The 19,757-nt window shown below is 63.8% G+C and carries 12 protein-coding genes; 3 read left to right on the top strand and 9 right to left on the bottom strand.

Features of this window, described 5'->3' with window-relative positions; genetic code table 11:
- Positions 1-149: 149 nt before the first annotated feature.
- On the bottom strand, positions 150-368 hold the full coding sequence (locus ACZL02_RS21105) for a hypothetical protein (protein ID WP_472939470.1): 219 nt from the start codon (positions 366-368) through the stop codon (positions 150-152).
- A gap of 526 nt (positions 369-894) precedes the next feature.
- On the bottom strand, positions 895-1,656 hold the full coding sequence (locus ACZL02_RS21100; RefSeq protein ID WP_472939617.1) for an ImuA family protein: 762 nt from the start codon (positions 1,654-1,656) through the stop codon (positions 895-897).
- Positions 1,657-1,960: 304 nt separating this feature from the next.
- On the opposite strand from ACZL02_RS21100, the gene dinB reads away from it, so the two are divergent.
- Together dinB and ACZL02_RS21090 are read left to right on the top strand one after the other, a co-directional pair.
- Complete coding sequence (dinB, locus tag ACZL02_RS21095; RefSeq protein WP_472939616.1) at positions 1,961-3,010, top strand: DNA polymerase IV; 1,050 nt, start codon at positions 1,961-1,963, stop codon at positions 3,008-3,010.
- Positions 3,011-3,110: 100 nt separating this feature from the next.
- Positions 3,111-5,180, top strand: coding sequence for an ATP-dependent helicase (locus ACZL02_RS21090; protein ID WP_472939469.1), 2,070 nt, complete (start codon positions 3,111-3,113; stop codon positions 5,178-5,180).
- Between the two features lie 219 nt (positions 5,181-5,399).
- Here ACZL02_RS21090 and ACZL02_RS21085 read toward each other — a convergent pair whose 3' ends face one another.
- The 7 genes from ACZL02_RS21085 to ACZL02_RS21055 form a co-directional block, all read right to left on the bottom strand.
- On the bottom strand, positions 5,400-6,638 hold the full coding sequence (locus ACZL02_RS21085) for a hypothetical protein (RefSeq protein WP_472939468.1): 1,239 nt from the start codon (positions 6,636-6,638) through the stop codon (positions 5,400-5,402).
- 109 nt (positions 6,639-6,747) lie between these two features.
- The gene (locus ACZL02_RS21080) at positions 6,748-12,354 is read right to left on the bottom strand and encodes a DUF3320 domain-containing protein (protein ID WP_472939467.1); all 5,607 of its coding nucleotides are present in this window, start codon (positions 12,352-12,354) and stop codon (positions 6,748-6,750) included.
- Positions 12,355-12,931: 577 nt separating this feature from the next.
- Complete coding sequence (locus tag ACZL02_RS21075; protein ID WP_472939466.1) at positions 12,932-13,774, bottom strand: phytanoyl-CoA dioxygenase family protein; 843 nt, start codon at positions 13,772-13,774, stop codon at positions 12,932-12,934.
- Positions 13,775-13,786: 12 nt separating this feature from the next.
- Positions 13,787-14,779 carry an ABC transporter permease gene (locus tag ACZL02_RS21070; protein WP_472939465.1) on the bottom strand — a complete coding sequence of 331 codons (993 nt, stop codon included), beginning with the start codon at positions 14,777-14,779 and terminating at the stop codon, positions 13,787-13,789.
- Positions 14,779-15,741: an ABC transporter permease gene (locus ACZL02_RS21065; RefSeq protein WP_472939615.1), complete on the bottom strand. Its 963-nt coding sequence runs from the start codon at positions 15,739-15,741 to the stop codon at positions 14,779-14,781. The genes ACZL02_RS21070 and ACZL02_RS21065 overlap by 1 nt, the downstream gene beginning before the upstream one ends.
- Positions 15,742-15,799: 58 nt before the next feature.
- Complete coding sequence (locus ACZL02_RS21060) at positions 15,800-17,317, bottom strand: sugar ABC transporter ATP-binding protein (RefSeq protein ID WP_472939464.1); 1,518 nt, start codon at positions 17,315-17,317, stop codon at positions 15,800-15,802.
- 69 nt (positions 17,318-17,386) lie between these two features.
- Complete coding sequence (locus ACZL02_RS21055; RefSeq protein WP_472939463.1) at positions 17,387-18,382, bottom strand: ABC transporter substrate-binding protein; 996 nt, start codon at positions 18,380-18,382, stop codon at positions 17,387-17,389.
- A 250-nt stretch (positions 18,383-18,632) separates the two neighbouring features.
- On the opposite strand from ACZL02_RS21055, the gene ACZL02_RS21050 reads away from it, so the two are divergent.
- Positions 18,633-19,649, top strand: coding sequence for a LacI family DNA-binding transcriptional regulator (locus ACZL02_RS21050; RefSeq protein WP_472939462.1), 1,017 nt, complete (start codon positions 18,633-18,635; stop codon positions 19,647-19,649).
- Positions 19,650-19,757: the final 108 nt, after the last annotated feature.

Here is a 19,757-nt window from a genome sequence, read left to right as displayed (position 1 = left end):
GCAGCCCTGACGGCTACTGACTCGTTGGAAGCCAATTTAATTATCCGAGTGAGTTAACATATTGCTACCATACATCTATCAGCCAGCTGCGTCTCGTACACGAGGTGGAAGGACCGCGAGCGCCTTCCGGACTTCAGGTGCGAGACGGCTTAGCCCATACTCTCGTGGTAGTGGCGAGATTTGTTCACCAGCTTTTTTTCGTCAGCTATTGCGCGGTCAACAGCCTCAATCTTCGTCTGAACACGCACCAATTCATCGATAGTCGCGGTCCCGGTAATGCTGATAGCTAAGCTCCGACGCTCGGCTACCAGATTATTACGGACCTTTTGCGATGCTTCTTCGTATTCACGAGATTTATCGTCGGCCATGGCAAGCTTCCAATTTTATTCTCAACCCTGAGCTACACAGAGGCTGGCAGCGAGTAGCCGTGATAGCCATCCCTGACTTCGCGCAAATCTGATGCGAGGCCGCTTAGGCGCGAACCGGCGACACCAGTTGAGGGGATGTCGCCGGACCTTCGCACCTGCTTCAGCGCTGACACTGGAGTACCCTTAGGCGCTGGTGTATAACTCTCGGCGATCGAGCATGCCTGAGGCTTGTGACACCTGCATACGAACTTCGTGCTCAATCAGGTACGGGGCGGCGCCGATTTGTTGTGTTGCGAGACAGATCGATTTGGGCGACGCGGTACACCTTCCAGGATCTCGGTAAGGCGAGCGATTTCCCGCCGATGAAGGTCCGCGGAAGCATCGTGCTTGCTCTCGACAAGAAGCCCTTGTCGACGTGCGATTGGTTGCCGCCATGCCGACCGACAGGCCCGCGGCCTCGGCCAGTCGGTCAGTTGCCGTGACAACGCGTCGATTACCTTCCCGACCCACCAGCACCAGCGGCACGTCAGCCGCGAGCGCGGCGTCGGGCGATTTCCGACGGAGCCGATCGGTCGGCCATCTTGGAAGGAACAGCGAGACGACCCTTGCCATCGCAAGCCTCCACTTCGAAATCGGCACTCTCGCCCGCACGGCATCGGATGAGTTCAAGAAGCCAGCGGCTGCGCCCGATGCCGGGTACGGGGAGAGCCGCCGACGGCATGGCGGAGACCCGCCAACGCGTGACCGACGCGGTCGGCTGGCCGAAGTCCGCGGCCTCCGTCTGTCGTCGCCATCGGCGGACGGCGAGCGCCAAAGTCCCCGATCCTTCGGCAGCAAGCTGCAGACGGCGCGATGCCGTCATCGAAAGCCGCGCGACCTCAGCCACCACCGCACCCAGCCCTCCGTGCCGCAGTCCGTCCTCAAAGCAGGCGAGCAAGGTCTTTTCGTCACCGGCCTCGACATAAATGACCCGCCCCGGAGCAAGGCCCGCCTGTGCGAAAGCCGGGGCGAACAGGTCTTGGCGCGTCACGCACCAAAGAATCTTGCCCTTCGTGCGCGCAGCGATGCCCGCAGCGAACAAAGCTGCGGCAGCGCCGTCCACCGCTCCGTTGCCGCCACCTGCCACCTCATGAAGAGCACCAAGGGCAAGCCCGCCACCGGGAAGTCGCTCGTCGATCTCGGCGACGCCGAAAGGAAGCGATTTCTTCGCCCGTGCAGCACCGCCTTCGAGGCGCTGAATGCGTTCTCGGAGTTCGTTGAGGACAGGAGATGCGTTCGAATTCGACATCTGGATATGAACAGACCTATCTTCCGTAAGCAGCACGTCCTGCGTATATGTTCCTGTTCTGTTCCGTATCTGTCGGAGAGTCAACGGGACTCACACGCCCGTCCACCGAGTCTGCCCCACCTGTGGATAGAGGACTACGCATCACCGAGGTCTGGAGCTTGGTACTGCCATGGCAAGAACCGAAAAGTCTTCCGATGGTCAGAACGAAGACGACGATGAGGCGGCGCCGATCTTGCAAAGGGACCTGCCTGACACGTCCACAGTCGGGTCGCGCACCCGACAACGAAAAATCATCCACGTCGACATGGACGCCTTCTACGCCTCCGTCGAGCAGAGGGACGACCCATCGCTGCGCGGCCGACCTGTTGCCGTTGGTGGATCTGCGGAGCGCGGCGTAGTCGCGGCCGCAAGTTACGAGGCACGTGTCTTTGGCGTCCGTTCGGCCATGCCTTCAGTCACGGCGAAGCGGCGGTGTCCGGAACTGGTGTTCGTCAAGCCGCGGTTCGAGGTCTACAAGGCGATCTCCGCCGAAATCCGGGCGGTCTTCGCCGAACACACAGACATCATCGAGCCGCTTTCACTGGACGAGGCCTATCTTGACGTAACGGAGAACAAGCAGGGCATGGCATCTGCCACCGAGATTGCCGAGGCGATCCGTCGACGCATCCGCGAGGTCACGGGCCTGACCGCCTCGGCCGGAGTGTCCTACAACAAATTTTTGGCAAAGCTGGCCTCCGACCATCGCAAGCCCGACGGGCTGTTCGTGGTGACGCCGGCGATGGGCGAGTCCTTCGTCGGGGACTTGCCCGTTGGCCGCTTCCATGGCATCGGCCCAGCAACTGCGAAAAAAATGGAAGTGCTCGGTATCCAGAAGGGACGCGACCTCAAAGCGCAGCCGCTGGCCTTCCTGCAGGAGCGCTTCGGCAAGATCGGCCCCTACTACTTCGGCATCTCACGCGGAATCGACGAGCGTCCAGTGCGAGCCAATCGCATCCGCAAGTCGGTAGGCGCCGAGAACACGTTCGACCGGGATCTGTACGACAAGGATGCGATGCGGGATGCGCTTCAACCAATCATCGACAAGGTTTGGCGGCACTGCGAGGCCACGGGGACGCGCGGCCGAACCGTTATGCTGAAGGTCAAGTATGCAGACTTCCGGCAGATCACGCGGCGCCTTTCTGCGACCGCGGCTGTTGCAGACCATGCGGATCTGAAAGGCAGGGCAATCCGGCTGCTTGACGAGCTTTCTCCGGATCCGCGTGGTGTCAGGCTGCTTGGCGTGACGCTTTCGGCGCTATCGAACGGATCAACCCGTACCGCCTTCGAAGCCACCCAATTCGCACTACCGTTCTGACGGTCGCGATGGGCGATTGCACGACGGCAGTTGAAGCAAACTTCTTGCGAACAAAACAAGAAACATGGATCGTCCAGTTCGACCGAAGGACGATTCGCCGATGCCCGCTGCTGCCTATCTCGACAAGCTGAATCCTGAGCAGCGCAGTGCCGTCGAACACGGAGTGGAAAGCAGCAATTCCGAGCCAGGAGGTCCGTTGCTGGTGATCGCCGGGGCAGGATCGGGCAAGACGAACACGCTGGCGCACCGGGTTGCGCATCTCATCGTCCATGGTGCTGACCCACGGCGAATCCTTCTTATGACGTTCTCCCGTCGCGCCGCTGGCGAGATGAAACGGCGGGTCGAGCGCATCGCCGGCGAGGTTATCGGCAAGGACGCCGGCATCCTGACGGACGCGCTGACCTGGGCCGGAACCTTCCATGGCATCGGCGCCCGTTTGCTGCGCGACTATGCCGAACAGATTGGGCTCGACCCCGCCTTCACGATCCACGACCGGGAGGACTCAGCCGATCTGATGAACCTCGTCCGGCATCAGCTCGGCCTGTCAAAGACCGAGAACCGCTTCCCGACCAAGGGCACGTGCCTTGCCATCTACTCACGCTGTGTCAACGCCGAGCTCGGCATCGACGAGGTCCTGCGCGACACCTTTCCTTGGTGCGGCGAATGGGCGGCGGAGCTGCGCCAGCTCTTTGCCGAATACGTCGACGCCAAGGAACGGCAGAACGTCCTCGACTATGACGACCTGCTGCTCTTCTGGGCTCAGACTGCCCTGTCGCCGGAACTCGCCCGGGACATGGGCGACCGCTTCGACCATGTGCTGGTCGACGAGTACCAGGACACCAACCGCCTCCAGTCATCTATTCTGATGGCGCTGAAGCCGGACGGTTCCGGCCTCACCGTGGTGGGCGACGACGCCCAGTCGATCTACTCGTTCCGCGCTGCGGAGGTGCGCAACATTCTCGACTTCCCGGCGCAATTCAAGCCAGCCGCACGGATCGTCACCCTTGATCGCAACTATCGATCCACGCAGCCAATTCTCGCCGCAGCCAACGGCGTGATCGGCCTCGCGGCGGAACGCTTCACCAAGAACCTATGGACGGAACGGCCGTCGCTCGAGCGACCGGCTCTCGTCGTGCTCCGCGACGAAGCGGACCAGGCGCGCTACGTCGTGGAGAAGGTTCTGGAAGCCCGGGAGTCCGGGACGCGGTTGAAGCAGCAGGCGGTGCTGTTCCGGACGTCCAGCCATGCGGGCCCGCTGGAAATCGAACTCACCCAGCGCAACATCCCGTTCGTAAAGTTCGGTGGTCTGAAGTTCCTCGACAGCGCCCACGTGAAGGACCTGCTGTCGGTTTTGCGCTTCGCCCAGAACCCGCGCGACCGGGTGGCTGGCTTCCGGGTGCTTCAGCTGTTGCCGGGGGTCGGTCCGAGCTCGGCGCAACAGGTGCTGGACCAGATCGGGGCTGGTGCCGACCCGCTTCGGATGCTGGGGGAAATCGCTCCGCCTCCTCGCGCAGCAGCAGACTGGCCGGACTTCGTGGTGGCAATGCAGTCTCTGAGACTGGGAGCCGCAGGATGGCCGACGGAGCTGAACCTCGCTCGGACTTGGTACGAGCCGCACCTCGAGCGGTTGCATGAAGACGCGACGGTGCGAAAGGCCGACCTCCTCCAGCTTGAGCAAATCGGCAGTGGCTACCGCTCGCGTGAGCAGTTCCTAACCGAGCTGACGCTCGACCCACCCGACGCGACCAGCGACCAGGCAGGGGTGCCGCTGCTCGACGAGGACTACCTGATCCTATCGACTATCCATTCCGCCAAAGGCCAGGAGTGGAAGTCAGTCTTCGTCCTCAACGTGGTCGACGGCTGTATGCCATCCGATCTCGGAACGGGAACGACGCCGGAACTCGAGGAAGAGCGACGACTGCTCTACGTGGCGATGACCCGGGCCAAGGACGACCTGCATCTTCTGGTGCCACAACGCTTCTTCACGCACGGTCAGAGCCGAGGCGGCGACCGTCATGTATATGCCGCGCGGACACGCTTCATTCCGACGTCGCTGCTGCCCCTGCTGTCGGCTTCAACATGGCCTGTTGCTTCACCGGAGGCGGCACGTGCGTCCGTCGAGAAGCCACGCATTGACGTTCGCGCGCAGATGCGAGGCATGTGGCGCTAGTTGCCGGCGGCGACCAAAGTCGCGACGCCCGTTGGGTCCTTGAACGTTGTGAACATGCGTCTTGCTGAAAAGGAAGCTGACGAGTCCCATGTGTCGACTACCGCGGCATGCTCTGCGATGTCGAGGTGCAGGTCTTACTTCCCCGACGGTTGCACACCAAGACCGCACGACGGCACACGGTGGATGCTTACGTCACCAAAAAGGAATGCAAGACGGTCTTTACCCATCGGACTGTGCGGACCCGGCAAAATCGGCAACAGCAGAGCGCACGCGTGGACGTATGACATTGACGAACGTATTCACCCGCTCGCCCAACCACTGGAAAGCGCGCTGCCTGTTATCGATATCCGACAACGGCCCGAAGCTCGCAGACTCTCCAATTCGTGGCCGACCGTATGAGTCCTTTGTAATCGTTGCGGCTCCACCCAACTCCGGTGCAATCGCTGCGAAGTCCTCGACGAGCCTGTTCGAAGCATACTCCCCGGCACTATTGCGGGTGGCGGACAAGAAAACGCCTACCTCGTTCTTGCGCTGATCTCGATAAACCGTGAGCCAACTGCTACCATTTGGGGCGGGCATGGAGACGCTGACATAACCTTGTCGAGGGGCACGCGGTAGGGACTGTTCTGGATCATCCAGGCTCAAGCCATCCAGAAATTGCTTCCAGAATGCTTGCTGGGCGTCACCAAGAGCTTGGCGGTCTGCATCGACTTCCTCCTCTTCTGCGCCCTTGTCTTCAGCCGCGTCCTTATCGACGGCATAGCCGTCAGGCACTGCGACCACCGTCCGAGTAATGACGGCGGTGCGAGCTAGCACCCGGGGAACGACGATGCGGTCGCCGTTTGGCAATACAAAGATTGGCATTTCGACGAGACCAAGCGAGAAGTGCAGCCCAGCATGTCGCTGGATGTATTCCGCGATCGTTTCCACGCCCTCACGAATGCCGTCGCCGACGATGAGCAAAAGGAAACGACCCTTGCGGAGGTTCAAGGTCAGGGCATCGTTGAAGGCGATCTCGTCGATGGTCGGATCGACACCACGAACGATATCCAGCATCGCGTTGCCGGGCCGGCCGAGCCGGATGCTGACTGCGCGCTGTAGATCGGCTGAGGACCAGCGGCTGAGCTCCTTCGCATAGTCCAGGATCTGCCCGACGACTTCTCGTCGCCCTTCCGGATTCCGCCAAAGCTTGCACTCAACGATGACGGGCAGGCCATTTGGTGTAACCAGTAGATTGTCGATCGATCCGGCCGGCGTCGTCAGCTCGCGGCAAACGGATACCGCGCCGACGAACATCGGATCGACCTCGGCGATCGGAAGCGCTTCCGGGAAGTCGTGTACCAGTGCCTGGATATCCGCCTCGCTGACAGCATCCAAACCCGAGGTGAAGCCGAGCGACGGAAGGACCCTTGAGTCTGCTCCGGACAGAAGGATGGGCGCGGCATGTTGGCGTGACATCAAAGGGTCCGTCCGTCGAATATCCGTGGGAAGGGCAGGCCGGACCGATGGTTTGCTTTTTGACGAGCTTCCCCGGTCTGGTACGGGCACGGGAGGAGAACTCCTCCCGTCAGTTGAGAAGCGTTGTCATTGCCTCGATGGGAGACATTGAGGGAATGACATCCGCACCGATGACCAGCATCCGGTCCTGTCTTGAAAGATTACCGTCGTCGACGAGAGATGCGATTACCGTGCCGATTGCGCTCTTGAGCTGCGCGCTCGTTGCCTTGAACCCGAGCATCCGCGACAATGCTGCGACGATCTCGTCGTCTGTCGCACCAAGGTTGTCGGTCACGATCCGCAGGACCCCGACCGTGAGTTCGGAGGGCGGTAGCATCTCGATCCGCCGAAGACCGGGTGACATTGCGTTGCGACGATCTCGGACAGTCGTGGCGGCGTCTGGCAGCGAAAGGAAGCTGCCCTCACGTGCGATGCCGCGTTGGGTTACCGCACGCTCCACGCCTTGCTCGACGGCTGCCTGAATGCGAGCGCCGGCACGCTGAAGCCCAAAGGCATCGCGGACACGGGCTACGACCTCGTCGACGTGGACCGGCGACTCGATCTGCACGACCTGGGCGACGAGATCGGCCATCCGCCCAACGGGAGTCTCGTGCAGATCGTATGTGCCGGGCCGCTCGAGCGTTGCCTCGACATAGGTAGTATCGACGCCGTTCTTCTCCGGCACCGCGTCCACGAGGCCGACCTCCGTCACGTCCCCGCGGTCCACGGTGACGATCTCGACCGGGACCGCGCAATGCGCCGCAAGGCCACGTTCCATCCGCTCGTCCAGTTCCGCCTTCGCCGCCTCGATCGCTGCGACCGTGCGCTCAAGCTGCTCCTTCGGCCGCTGGAACCAATCGGTGCTCCAGATCCGATGAATGATCCAGCCATGGTCCTCCAGCACAGACTGCCGGAGGCGGTCACGGTCACGAGCCGAGCGAGAGGAATGGTACGAGGCGCCGTCGCACTCGATGCCGAGCAGGTAGCGACCGGGCCGATCCGGGTCCGAAATCGCGAGGTCAATGAAGAATCCAGCGATGCCGACCTGGGGATGCACCTGGTAGCCCTTCGCCTGCAAGGCACTCGCGACCTGCTCCTCGAATACACTGTCCATCTCACGGTCGCTCACCTGCGCGATCGAGAGGCGGCCTGTGCGGGCGTAGTGAAGGAAGAGCTTGAACGCGAAGATACCCTTGCCCTTGCCGCGCTCGAGGTCGATGTCCTCGTCGGTGATCGACGCATAGACCTCACAACGCCGCTTGGCCCGGCTGATGAGGACGTTCAGGCGCCGCTCTCCGCCGTCAGCACCGAGCGGACCGAAGCGCATCGCCATGTAGCCTTGCGGATTCTTGGCATAGCCGACCGAGATCATAATCACGTCGCGCTCGTCGCCCTGAACGTTCTCAAGGTTTTTGACGAAAAACGGCTCGCTCGGATGGGCGTGGAAGAACTCCTCGGTATCGGGGTTCAGGCGACGCAACGCTTCGAGCTCGTCTTGGATTGCTCGCCGCTGCGACGTCGAGAAGGTCGCGACACCAAGCGACTCGCCTGGATTGGTCTTGGCGTGTCGCAGGATCGCCTCGGCGACTGTGCGTGCCTCGACGGCGTTGGCCGAAGTCCCGCCTGAATCGAAGACGCCGTTCGGAACATGGTGGAACTGCAACCCCATCCCGGCCTCGGCCGTGTAGGGGCTCGGCACGATGAAGAGCCTGTTCTGGTAAAACTGCGAGTTCGAGACCGCGATCAGCGACTGATGTCGGCTCCGGTAGTGCCAACGCAACATGCGCTGGGGCAGGCCGCGTGCGGTAAAGAGGCCGAGGATGCTCTCGATGTCCGTGACCTGCGCACCGTCCTCATCCTCGTCGCCGTCCTGCCCGCCCGTCATCTTGGCGAAGAACTTCGTCGGTGGGAGCTGGCGTTCGTCACCCACCACGACGACCTGCCGCGTCCGGGCGATCGCTCCGAGTGCGTCGACGGGCTGGATCTGGGACGCCTCGTCCATGACGAGGAGGTCGAACGTCAGCTTGCCGGGAGTCAGGAACTGGGCGACGGAGAGCGGGCTCATCATCATGACGGGCTTCAACGCCTGAATGGCCGCGCCGGCCCGCTGCATGAGCTGGCGGATCGGCATGTGGCGGCTGCGCTTGGCCATCTCACCACGCAGGATGCCCACGGGTCCGGCGTTTCCCTCCCTTGGCGGGATGCGGCGGTGATGGGCACGGACCACTTCAAGGCTCGCGGCCTTGATGCGTTCGCGGTCGAGGTTGGCGAACTCGCGAACGTGCCGGCCGTGAAGGTTGCCGTCGAAGCGGCCGAGTTCAGGATTGTCGCGGATCAGCTCGGCGAGGATCGCCTCGTGGTAGGCCATCTCGAAGGACGGAAGCGCCAATGTCGTCTCGAGGCGACCGTCCTCGAGGGTATCGACGAATGCGGCCAGGCCAGACGCGCGGGCCTTGTCCGCACGATCGCGGTACGACACCCATTTCGAAAGCTGTTCGGTGTTGGCGAGCCATGCCTCCAAGCGTTCGGAACAGCGCTCGAGTGGCACGTTTGCATTGGTGTCGACACCGAAGAGACTGCTGGCGTCGGTAGAGAGCAAGGTTTCGGCCTCACCAAGGGAGAGCATGGCAGCAGATGATGCTGCCTCGGCCTCGCGAACTTGCGCGGCGACCGCGACGCGGTCGGGAAGACGAGCGGCGAGGTGGCGGAGTTCGCCAGCTCGTTCGATCCAGTCGGCAGCTATCTGAAGAGACGCCCAGTTGGAAGTCCTTCCGTTCCACGCGGCACCGAACGCCTCCGAAGCAAGTTCGGCTCGCTCATCGAGCGCGCGGGCGGCGCCCTGCCACCCCGCAACATGCGCGATGAGCTCCAGACGCTCCGGCATCGTTTCAGGTACCGTGCGCATGAGCGAGCGGCAGAGGTCGTCTGCCCACACAAGGTTCCGCACCCGGGCGTCCACGAGGCCGAGCGCTGCGCGATCCGCGGAGATTGCATTGTCGAAGGCCGGGCCGGCGGCCGAGCCGATGTCCGACCATAAGGCGTTGAGAAGAGGCTTCGCTGTTTCCACCAAACGCAAGACAAGCGCTGCGTGTTCGCCGACGACCCGGCGCTCCGCAAGGCGTCCAGCGATAAGGCGCGGCTCGGCGCCAAGACCACGGAGGGTCCGCATCCAGGCGACGAGCGCAAGAAGCGGAGCCGATTCCGACCGCTCGCCACGCCAGTCGCCGCCGAAGGCCGATCGGCCGAAGGCGTCGCCCTCTTTAACGCGCGACGCCGCTGCCTGGCCCTTCATCAACTGGTCGAGCAGTTCGATGACCTCGCTGGCAGGGGCATCCTGGTTGCGCACGATCGAACGTACCAGTGCCTTCGCCTTGCGGTAATCGCCGCTCAGCACCTTTAGGAAACCCGTGTTGGTCGCAAGCACCTGCCTCGTGGACGCCACGTCCGTCGTCCAAGCGACATCCAGAAGGCGATCACCGACGGCGGAGCGCGCGCGTTCAAGCGCCTCGACGGATTTGGCCAAGTCGCCGGCCTGCTCGACGCCTTGGTCCCACACGGTGGCAGCAAAGGCTTCGGGGCTGGCATCGGGCGCCGCGGCGACGCGCTCGCCTGTCGTCACCAGTCGTGTCACGGCAACGAGGTTCTCGACCGGGCCCTCGATCCCGAGTTCTGCCGCAAGCCGATCGGCTTCGGCACGCAGACGCGGCAGCAGGTCTCCCAGTTCTCGAGCCCGCACAAAAGCTTCGGAGGGGAAGCGCTCCGGAAGCCATGCGAGCTGCGCCTCAAGACCCTCGATGGAGGTATCGAGCGCGGCCGGATTGACGAGGTCAACGAGAGCCTTGCCTTGCTGCTCAAAACTGGTCCCGGCGACCACAAGCTGCGCCACTTCCTCCCGACGCTCGTTCCAGACGGATGAGGTAAAAGCCTCCACCGAAAGATCAGGCGCAGCAGCCAACGTCTCGGCACGTTCACGCAGCACCGCGACGTCGCCGAAGCGCGTCGGCGCTGGATCGGACTCCAAGGTAGACGAGAGCTGTTCGAGGTCTGTCCGCAAGTTCGCGACGGACATGCGGAGAGCTTCAATGCGCGGTAGCAGCCGTTCCAGGGTAGTCGGCAGGACCATGTCGAGCCCGACGCCGTGCCATGGATGGTGAACGGGCAAGCCGATCTCGTCGACGCGCTGTGTGACCTCAATCAGCAACCGTCGGCGTGCCGACACGTCGTCCGGGGACCATTCTGTCGGGGCCTCGAGCTGAAGGTCGACCGGACGCTGCCCCTCCTGTCTCAGCTTCGTCAGGGCGCCGAACACCTGGTACGGTGTGAGGCCAGACGGCTGATGGGCTACGTGCATGCGCTCGGCATGAAGGTTTAGGACGTCCCGAGCTTCCTTCAGTCGCCCGGTAAGGTTCGTCGGGAACTCCCCACGAGGCGAGCCTAGCTCCCACGTCCGGCGTAGCTCCTCCAAAAGCAGCCGCTTGTTGGCTTTGTTGCTATGGAGCTCGAGGCATGCGTCGCCAACGCCAGCATGGTCGAGGCGTCGCTTGACGACGTCTAGCGCGGCCATTTTCTCTGCGACGAACAGCACCGTCTTGCCATCCGCGATAGCTGAGGCGATCACGTTGGCGATGGTCTGCGACTTGCCCGTGCCGGGCGGCCCTTGAATGACGAGGTCGCGGCCGCGTCGCACGTCGTGGACCGCGAGCGTCTGTGATCCGTCGCAGTCGACGATGTGGAGCATGTCGGCTGGCGCGATGTGGTGATCGATCGACTCGCTCTCGGAAAGGAGCGGCTCGCTTGCCTCGAAGCCGTCGGACAGGAGGGCGCGGATGACCGACTGTTCGGTTATACGCGCTTCCGGTGGCCAGTTCTCCGGGTCAAGGTCGCGGTACATCAGGAACTTCGAGAACGAGAAGAACCCAAGCACGATGTCGTCGGCGGCGACCGACCAGTCGGCCTTTGTTGAGACGGCGGCGGCAACCTCATCGAAATAGGCGCCGGGGTCGAAGTCGTCACCGCCTTCGAACGACGGAAGGCGCAGCGCATGGACGCGGTCGAGGTAAGCCTCGAGCGAGAGGTTTGAGGTTTGGTCCTCCGGCCGGACGCGCAGGCGGAAGCGCTCTCCCGCCGTACCACGCTCGAGCCGGACGGGAACGAGCACCAGCGGCGCGTGCCGGACGTTCTCCTTGTTGTTGGGATCGATCCAACGGAGCATACCGAGGGCGAGGAAGAGAACGTTGACGCCCTGCTCCTCCTCGAGCGTCCGGGCATCGTGGTAGAGTTCGAGAAGGCGCTTCTGGAGTCCCTTTGGCGTCATCCGCGTCTGGAGCTTGGTGTCGACGTGGCGTTTGGCATTGCCGCGCTCGTCCAACTCTTCGCCTTCTTCCGGTTGGGCAAGCTCAACCAGAGCTAGATCGTCCTCTTCCTCTACAGGTTCGCCTCCGGCTCGGTCCGGCCGTCCAGCCGCGAAGGTGAAGGCTTTGGTGTCCCTGACGAGGAGGCGGTAGACCTCCGTCGACCGCTCGTCGACGATGTCGATCGTTTTGGCTGACTTGGAAAAGCGCGGAACGTTCAGGAGGCGGTTTCGGGCAGAAAGGTCGAGCAGCTCGGTGCGGGCACGCTCCAGCTTTGCCTCGATGGGCAGGTTGCTCTGATAGATGGAGGTCTCGACTGCGGACATCGGATCACCTTGCGTCTCGGGAACGACCGACTAGATCGCAATGGATCATGGAGCGCAATCGGAAGGCGAACTGCAGTCTTTAAGGAGGACACATTACTCACGGCATTGGATCTCCTCTGATCACCAAATCAGCTTCGGCAGAGTCAGCCTTGTATGCCAGGAGGTATCGAGCTGTGTGTCGCGGGCTAAATCTCCGGACAACGTCGAACAGCATCTGCTTCAACGATAAGGCCGACAAATCTGCTGGACGGGGTGCAACTGGGCACAGCTGGAGCGTAAGAACTCGCTCTGCCCGACGTAGTAGAAGGACCCTTTTGCGGATTGAGCGGAGCGGTTAGTCCGCTTATTCGGTAAGTTCGCAATTAGCTGCCGTTCTGCTCACGACTCAAGCCTGCCTTTCGGTAGATCGCTGCGAACGACGGCGTCGGGCCGAAAGCAGAATGGCAGCTATCGGGCGAACGGGCCCCGAAGCTGCCATTGCTTATTCGAAGTAACCTCGGAAGTGTCGCCCGCGTTGCGTCATTGCGGCGTTCTGAACAGAAGGCCGCAATGGATACGATCCGCCCACCTAGGTTCCTTATTCCGAACCCATCACCAAGCCTTCGATGTCGTGCTTCTGGGTGATGGGGATGAGCTCGTCGACAACGCGGCAGACGAGATGGTCGCGGACTGACTGGGGCAGTCCCGCATGGAAGGCGCGTGTCACCATCATGTCGTGCAAGGCTGCATGGCCGGCGCCGGGCGCGTCGACGCCAAGCACAAGCACCGGCCGGGAGATCGGCGAGGGATGCGCGGTACCCCGGTGCATCATCAGCGCGGAGCGGCAGGAGATGTCGCCCATTTGGGGATATTTGCGGGTGGCCCGCTCGGTGTAGCGGTCCCAGAGCGCCTTGTCTGGAAACATCTCGTGCTTCCATTCGCGGCCGTCGTCCCATTGCGTGCCGGGCGCGCATTCGAACGGACCCATGTCCTGGGTGACGTCGACGCCGGTGAGGTTGAAAGCGAGCGAGGTGATCTTCCGCTCCTTCCAGGTATCCCCCGGCGAGGGGAAGTCGCGGTGCCAGGGCTGGTTTTTCGCGCCCTGGAAGGGAGTGTCGAAGCCGATTTCGACGATTTCGTAGTTCGGCCCGCAGACCGCCTCGCACATGCCGGCGACCCAGGGATGGGTGACGAGATCGCTGAAGCCGGAAATCGCCTCCGGGTGCAGCTCGACATACCAGCGCCGAGGCCCGCGGGTCACCGCGCCGCCCGGACGCTGGATGGCTTCCCAGAAGGCGGTCATCATGTCCTCGCGCATCTGCTCGGTCCATTCGCGGGAGAACGCGCCCTTGAGACCGGTGATGCCGTCGCGGCTGAGGGTTTCGACGCTTTGCCCGACGTCGAAGCTCGGCAGTTCGTGGGTTTTCTGGAGAGCGGACATGGCGGTTCCTTTCTAAAAATCGTCGGTGGTCTTGGCGATCTTCGCCTGGAGGAGGACGAAGAGGAGGAGGAAGAGCCCGCGGATCACCGACTGCCAGTAGGCCGACAGCGAGATCCAGCCCTTGCCGTTCTCGAAGTTCAGAAGGTTGAAGAGCAGCGCGAGCAGCATGGCCCCGGCAAAGGTTGCCCCGACCGAGCCGGAGCCGCCGGTGAGCAGCGTGCCGCCGACGACCACGGAGGCAATGGCGAAGAGCTCCCAGCCGACGCCCTCGGTCGGCTGGCCGGCGCCGAACTGCGCAGCCAGGATGACGCCGGCAAGCCCCGCCAGCGCACCCGAGGCGAGGTAGACGCCGAGCTTCAGCCGGTCGACGTCGAGCCCCATCAGGCGCGAGGCATCCTCGCCGCCGCCGACCGCCAGCACCCGGCGGCCGGAGCGCGTGCGCTCGAGCACGAGCCAGCCGACGAAATAGGCCGCGACCATCACCAGCGCCGGGATTGGCAGGCCGAACATGTCGCCCTGGCCGAATTCGGTGAATGCTGTGTCATAGGAAGCCGAGACAGACTGGTTGTCGGCCAGCAGCAGCGCCGAGCCATAGGCAGCGAGCATGGTCGCCAGTGTCGCAATGAAGGGCGCGATGGCAAGGCGGGTGACGATCACGCCGTTGACGAGGCCGACCAGAAGACCTGTCGCCGTCCCCGCCGCGACACCGGCCATGAGGCCGTAGGGCGAAGCGAGGGCCGCGACGACGCTCGACAGCGCGGCCACGGCGCCGACCGAGAGATCGATGCCGCCGGTGATGATGACGAAGCACATGCCGAGCGCGATCAGCGCGAACATCGCGTTGTAACGCAGGAAGCTCAGGACGTTGAAGGGCGAGAGAAAGTTGTCGTAGCGCGCCCAGCCGAACAGGACGAGCAGCACCAGCGTCACCACGACGCCGACCTTGGCGATGTCCTGCGGCGAGCCGAAGCCAAGACGCTTGGAGGGAACGGGAGCGAGCGACATCAGCCGGCCTTTCCAAGCGAGCGCTGCTGGATCCACACTGCGGTGATGATGAGCACAGCCTTCACGACCAGCGCCGCCGCATCCGGCACGCCGTTGGCGAGCAGCGTGTAGCGCACGAGCTGGATCACCAGGGCACCCAGCAGCGTGCCGATCATCGAGGCCCGGCCGCCGCTGAGCAGCGTGCCGCCCACCGCCACCGCCGCGATGGCATCGAGCTCCATGCCGAGGCCGACGAGATTGGCGTCGCTGGCACCGTTGCGGGCGATGACGATGAGGCCGGCAACGCCGGCCAACGCCCCGCTCGCGACATAGGCAAGACAGCGCACGCGGCGGACGTTGATGCCGGAAAGGTGGGCAGCCCTCGCATTGCCGCCGACGGCCAGAAGCTGGCGCCCGTAGAGCGTGCGGGTCAGCACGAAGGCGGCGAGGCCGACGATCGCCACCATCAGGACGACCTGTACCGGCACGCCCGCGATGCGGCCGAGCCCGATCGCCTGGAAGCCTGGCTCCTTGAAGACCTGGAGATTGCCGTTGGTCACCACCTGCGCGATGCCGCGGCCGGCGATGAACAGAACCAGCGTCGCGACGATCGGCTGGATCGAGAAGCGTGTCACCAGCCAGCCGTTGAACAGGCCGAGCAGCGCCGCCGCGACCACCGGCAAGACGAAGGCGAGCGCGATGCCGACGCCGTGCGAGGGCAGCGGGAACAGCGCGCCGGTGAAGACCAGCGGGGCGAGTGCCCCCGAGATCGCCATCAAGGATCCGACGGAGAGATCGATGCCGCCGGAGGCGACGACCAGCGTCATTCCGACGGCGACGATCACGATGGCGCAGGCCTGGGTCAGATTCACGTTGACCGTCTGCCAGGACAGGAAGTTCGGGGTGAAGGCGGCGTTAAAGGCGAGCAGCGCCAGCAGCGCCACGACGACGCCATAGCGGCGGAGAAACTCGGCGCCGCCCATGCCCGGGCGGCGGACAACGGCGGATGCGGCGCGGCCAGTGATCAGGTTCTCGGCCATGTCAGGCAACCCCTTCGACAAGGCGCGGCGTTTCGGCGGCCATGGCCGAGAGGATCGCGCTTTCCGAGATGCCGGCGCCGTCGAGATTGGCGACCGTGCGCCCGTCGCCGAGCACGGTGACGCGATCGGCAAGGCTCAGCACTTCCTCGATCTCGGACGAAATCATCAGGACGCCGAGGCCCTCGGCCGCAAGCTCCCGCAAAAGCGTCAGGATCTCGGCCTTGGCGCCGACGTCGATGCCGCGCGTCGGCTCATCGACGATCAGCAGGCGCGGCTTCATCGCCAGCCAGCGGGCGAGCAGCACCTTTTGCTGGTTGCCGCCGGACAGTTCCCGGATCTTCTGATCGGGCGAAGCAAGCTTGATGCCGAGCCGCTGAATGAAGCGATCGACCACCTTGCGCTGCGCCGCCTCGTCGATAAGCCCCGCCTTGGCGAGACGCGGCATCAGCGCCAGCGTGAGGTTTTCCGCAACGCTCATGTCGGGCACGATGCCCTCGATCTTGCGGTCCTCGGTGCAAAAGCCGAAACCCTCGGCGATCGCCTCGGATGGCCGGGCGAAAACGCGTTCCCGGCCGTCGAGCACGAGCGTGCCGGCATCCGGCCGGTCGGCGCCGAAGACGATGCGGGCGGTCTCCGTGCGGCCGGAGCCGAGCAGCCCGGCAAGCGCCACCACTTCGCCGCGACCGACGGAAACGCTCGCGCCGTTGAGGCGGCGCCCGGCGATTAGGCCGCGGGCCTCGATCAGCGGCTCCGGCGCGGGCGCACTGTCGGCGGCGCCGAGGCGCTTCTCGGCCGCGGCGAGCGTCCGGCCGAGCATGGCGGTGACGAGGTCGATCTTGGCGATGTCCGCCATGCGGTGAACACCGACGGTCTGCCCGTCGCGCATCACGGTAACGCGGTTGCAGACGGCATAGAGCTCGTCCATGCGATGGCTGACGAAGAGCACGGCAACGCCGTCGGCGGCGAGCGTGCGGATGGTGGCAAAGAGCGTTTCGACCTCGCGCTCGTCGAGCGAGGACGTCGATTCATCCATGATGACGAGCCGGGCGCGCATCGACAGGGCGCGGGCGATCGCCACCATCTGCCGCGTCGCCGCATTGAAACGGCCGAGCGGTGCCAAGACGTCGATACCGAGGCCGAAGCGCGCGAGGAGCGAATCCGCCTCGCGTGCCATCGCCCGGCGGTCGATCAGGCCGAAACGGGTCTTTTCCCGCCCGAGGAAGATGTTCTCGGCGACGCTGCGCTGCGCCACGAGGTTGATCTCCTGGTAGATCGTCGCGATGCCGGCCGCCTGTGCGGCGCCGGGACTGGCGAAGTCGACCGCCCTCCCCTCGAAGGCGATCGATCCGCCGTCGCGGCGATAGGCGCCGGTGAGGATCTTGATCAGCGTCGATTTTCCCGCGCCGTTCTGTCCGATCAAGGCCATGATCTCGCCCGCCTCGATCTCCAGCGCGGCGCCGATGAGCGCCGGCACGCCGGAGAAGGATTTCTGGACGTCGCACATGGAAACAAGCGGCATGGGGCATTTCTCCGCGAAAAGGCGACCGCCCGGCCTTGCGGCCAGGCGGTCCATCCGTAACGGCTGGCCTCAGTAGGCGTTGGCGACTTCGGCCGAGGCGTTGGTCTTGTCGTAGAACGCGTCGATGTTCTTGACCCAGGCCTCGATTGTCTCGCCGTCGGCATAGCGCTTCAGCGTCTCGAAGGCCTTCGGGCCGAAACGCGGGTTGCACTCCACGACGGCCGCGATCTTGCCGTCGACGACGGCCTGCACGGCTTCCTTGCCGCCATCGATCGAGAGCACGATGATGTCCTTGCCCGGGACCTTGCCAGCCGCCTCGATTGCCGCGATGGCGCCCATGGCCATCTCGTCATTGTGCGCATAGATGACATCGGCATCGGGATGGGCCTGGAGCAGCGACTCGGCGACCTGGCGGCCCTTGTCGCGGGCGAAATCGCCGGACTGCGAGGCGACGACCTCGAACCCGGCCTTGCCAGCGATGGCCTCGTCGAACCCCTTCTTGCGATCATTGGCAGGCGAGGAGCCGGTCGTGCCCTCGAGCTCGATAATCTTGGCGCCGTCCGGCTTCTCCTTCAGCAGGAAGTCCGCGACACGCTTGCCTTCGTCGACGAAGTCCGAGCCGATAAAAGTGACGTAGTCCTTACCGGCCTTGGCCAGCGCCTGGTCGACGTTGCGGTCGAGCAGGATGACGGGAATGCCGGCCTTGGCGGCGGCGCGCACCGCCGGGATCAGCGGCTTCTCTTCACGAGGTGCGAGGAAGATCAGGTCGACGCCCTGCGCGATCATCGAGTTGACGTCGGCCACCTGCTTGGCGGCCGAGCCGGCGGCATCGGTATAGACGAGCTGGTAGCCGAGCTTCTTGGCCTCGTCCTGCATGCTCTGCGTCTGCGCGATGCGCCACGGATTGTTGCTCTCGGTCTGCGCGAAGCCGACCTTGTAGGTTTCCTTCTTTTCAAGTTTCGGCAGTTCCTGCGCGCTGGCGGACATCGGTCCCGCGGCCAGGGTCACGGCGGCGGCGAGCGCTGCGGACGCAAATAGAACGGCGCGGCGCGTTGGATTGAGCATCGGTTTTCCTCCCCAGGATATGTCGCGGGATTTTTTCCACGACCATTTGCTAATCAGATTGATAATATTATTATCTGTCAACTGTGTAGTTCAGGTGCACCGCAGCATAGAGCCTTCCGGACGCGGGTCTGGCAGAATAAGCCTTGGTCGGCGCACGGCCTCTAGCAGGGAGCATGGACAGCAAAAGATGACGGAGAAAACGCCATCCCCGCGGGCGCGTAGCAGTGCCGCGTCTCCCAGGCGACCAACGATGATCGATGTTGGCCGGCTTGCCGGCGTCTCGCAGTCCAGTGTTTCGATGGTTCTCAACAGCATGGAGGGAGCGCGGATCGCCGAAGGCACCCGCTTGCGCGTTGAGGAAGCGGCTCGAAGCCTCGGCTACGAACTCCCTGGCGCCCGGCGCACGCGTCACCGCGATCTGGAGCGGCGAACGATCGCCTATCTCGTCGACGAGATATCGACCAGTCCGCATCCCGTGGTAAATCTCGACGGCGCGCGCGATGCAGGATGGGAACAGGGGTTCCTGGTCAGCGCGCATGTGACGCGGTCGGATCCGGCACTAGAAGCAACGACGCTGGCAGCCATCCTGGACGACTCGTCCGTCCTGGGGATCATCTACTCCACGATCTTCACCCGCCGCATCACGCCCCCGGCGGCGCTTCACAGCCTACCGTCCATCCTCCTCAACTGTTACGACGAAGAACGATCGCTGCCGTCGATACTCCCCGCGGAGGTCGTCGGTGGCTTCACGGCGACGGCTTACCTTACGTCGCTGGGGCACCGCCGGATCGGCTTCATCAACGGCGAGCCCTGGATGGATGCGGCTGCCGACCGCCTGAAGGGTTATCGCCAGGGCTTGGCGACAAGCGACCTGCCGTTTGACGAGAGCCTTGTCCGTGACGGCGACTGGCTGCCTCTGACCGGCTACCAGCATGCGCTCGAACTCTTGTCCCGCCCGGATCGCCCGAGTGCAATCTTCTGCGCCAACGACAAGATGGCCGCGGGTGCCCTCGCGGCCGCGGCCGAGTTGGATCTAAGGGTGCCGGCGGATGTCTCGATCCTCGGCTACGACGATGAGGAACTCAGCCGCTACACCAACCCGCCGCTGTCCACGGTCGTGCTGCCGAACTACGAGATGGGGCGCAGAGCCGTCGAATCCCTTATTCGCCTTTCGCGCGGGACGAGAACGCATCGGCCGCACCTTCTCAAAATCGACGGCCCACTCGTTCAACGCGGATCCACGGCGGCCCACGTTGCTAACTGCTAATTAGGTCAAGCCACCACCCCAAAACACTGAAACCGACCGCCTTAGATCTTCTGTTTGAGATCCAGTTCGCTCTCTGAACGCCTTCCGTGGCGCACACTGCCCCTCAAC

The sequence above is a fragment of the Mesocryomonas fontinalis genome (assembly GCF_055730125.2).
Note: the sequence above shows the minus strand (reverse complement) of the source record. Positions and strands in the feature narration are given on the sequence as shown.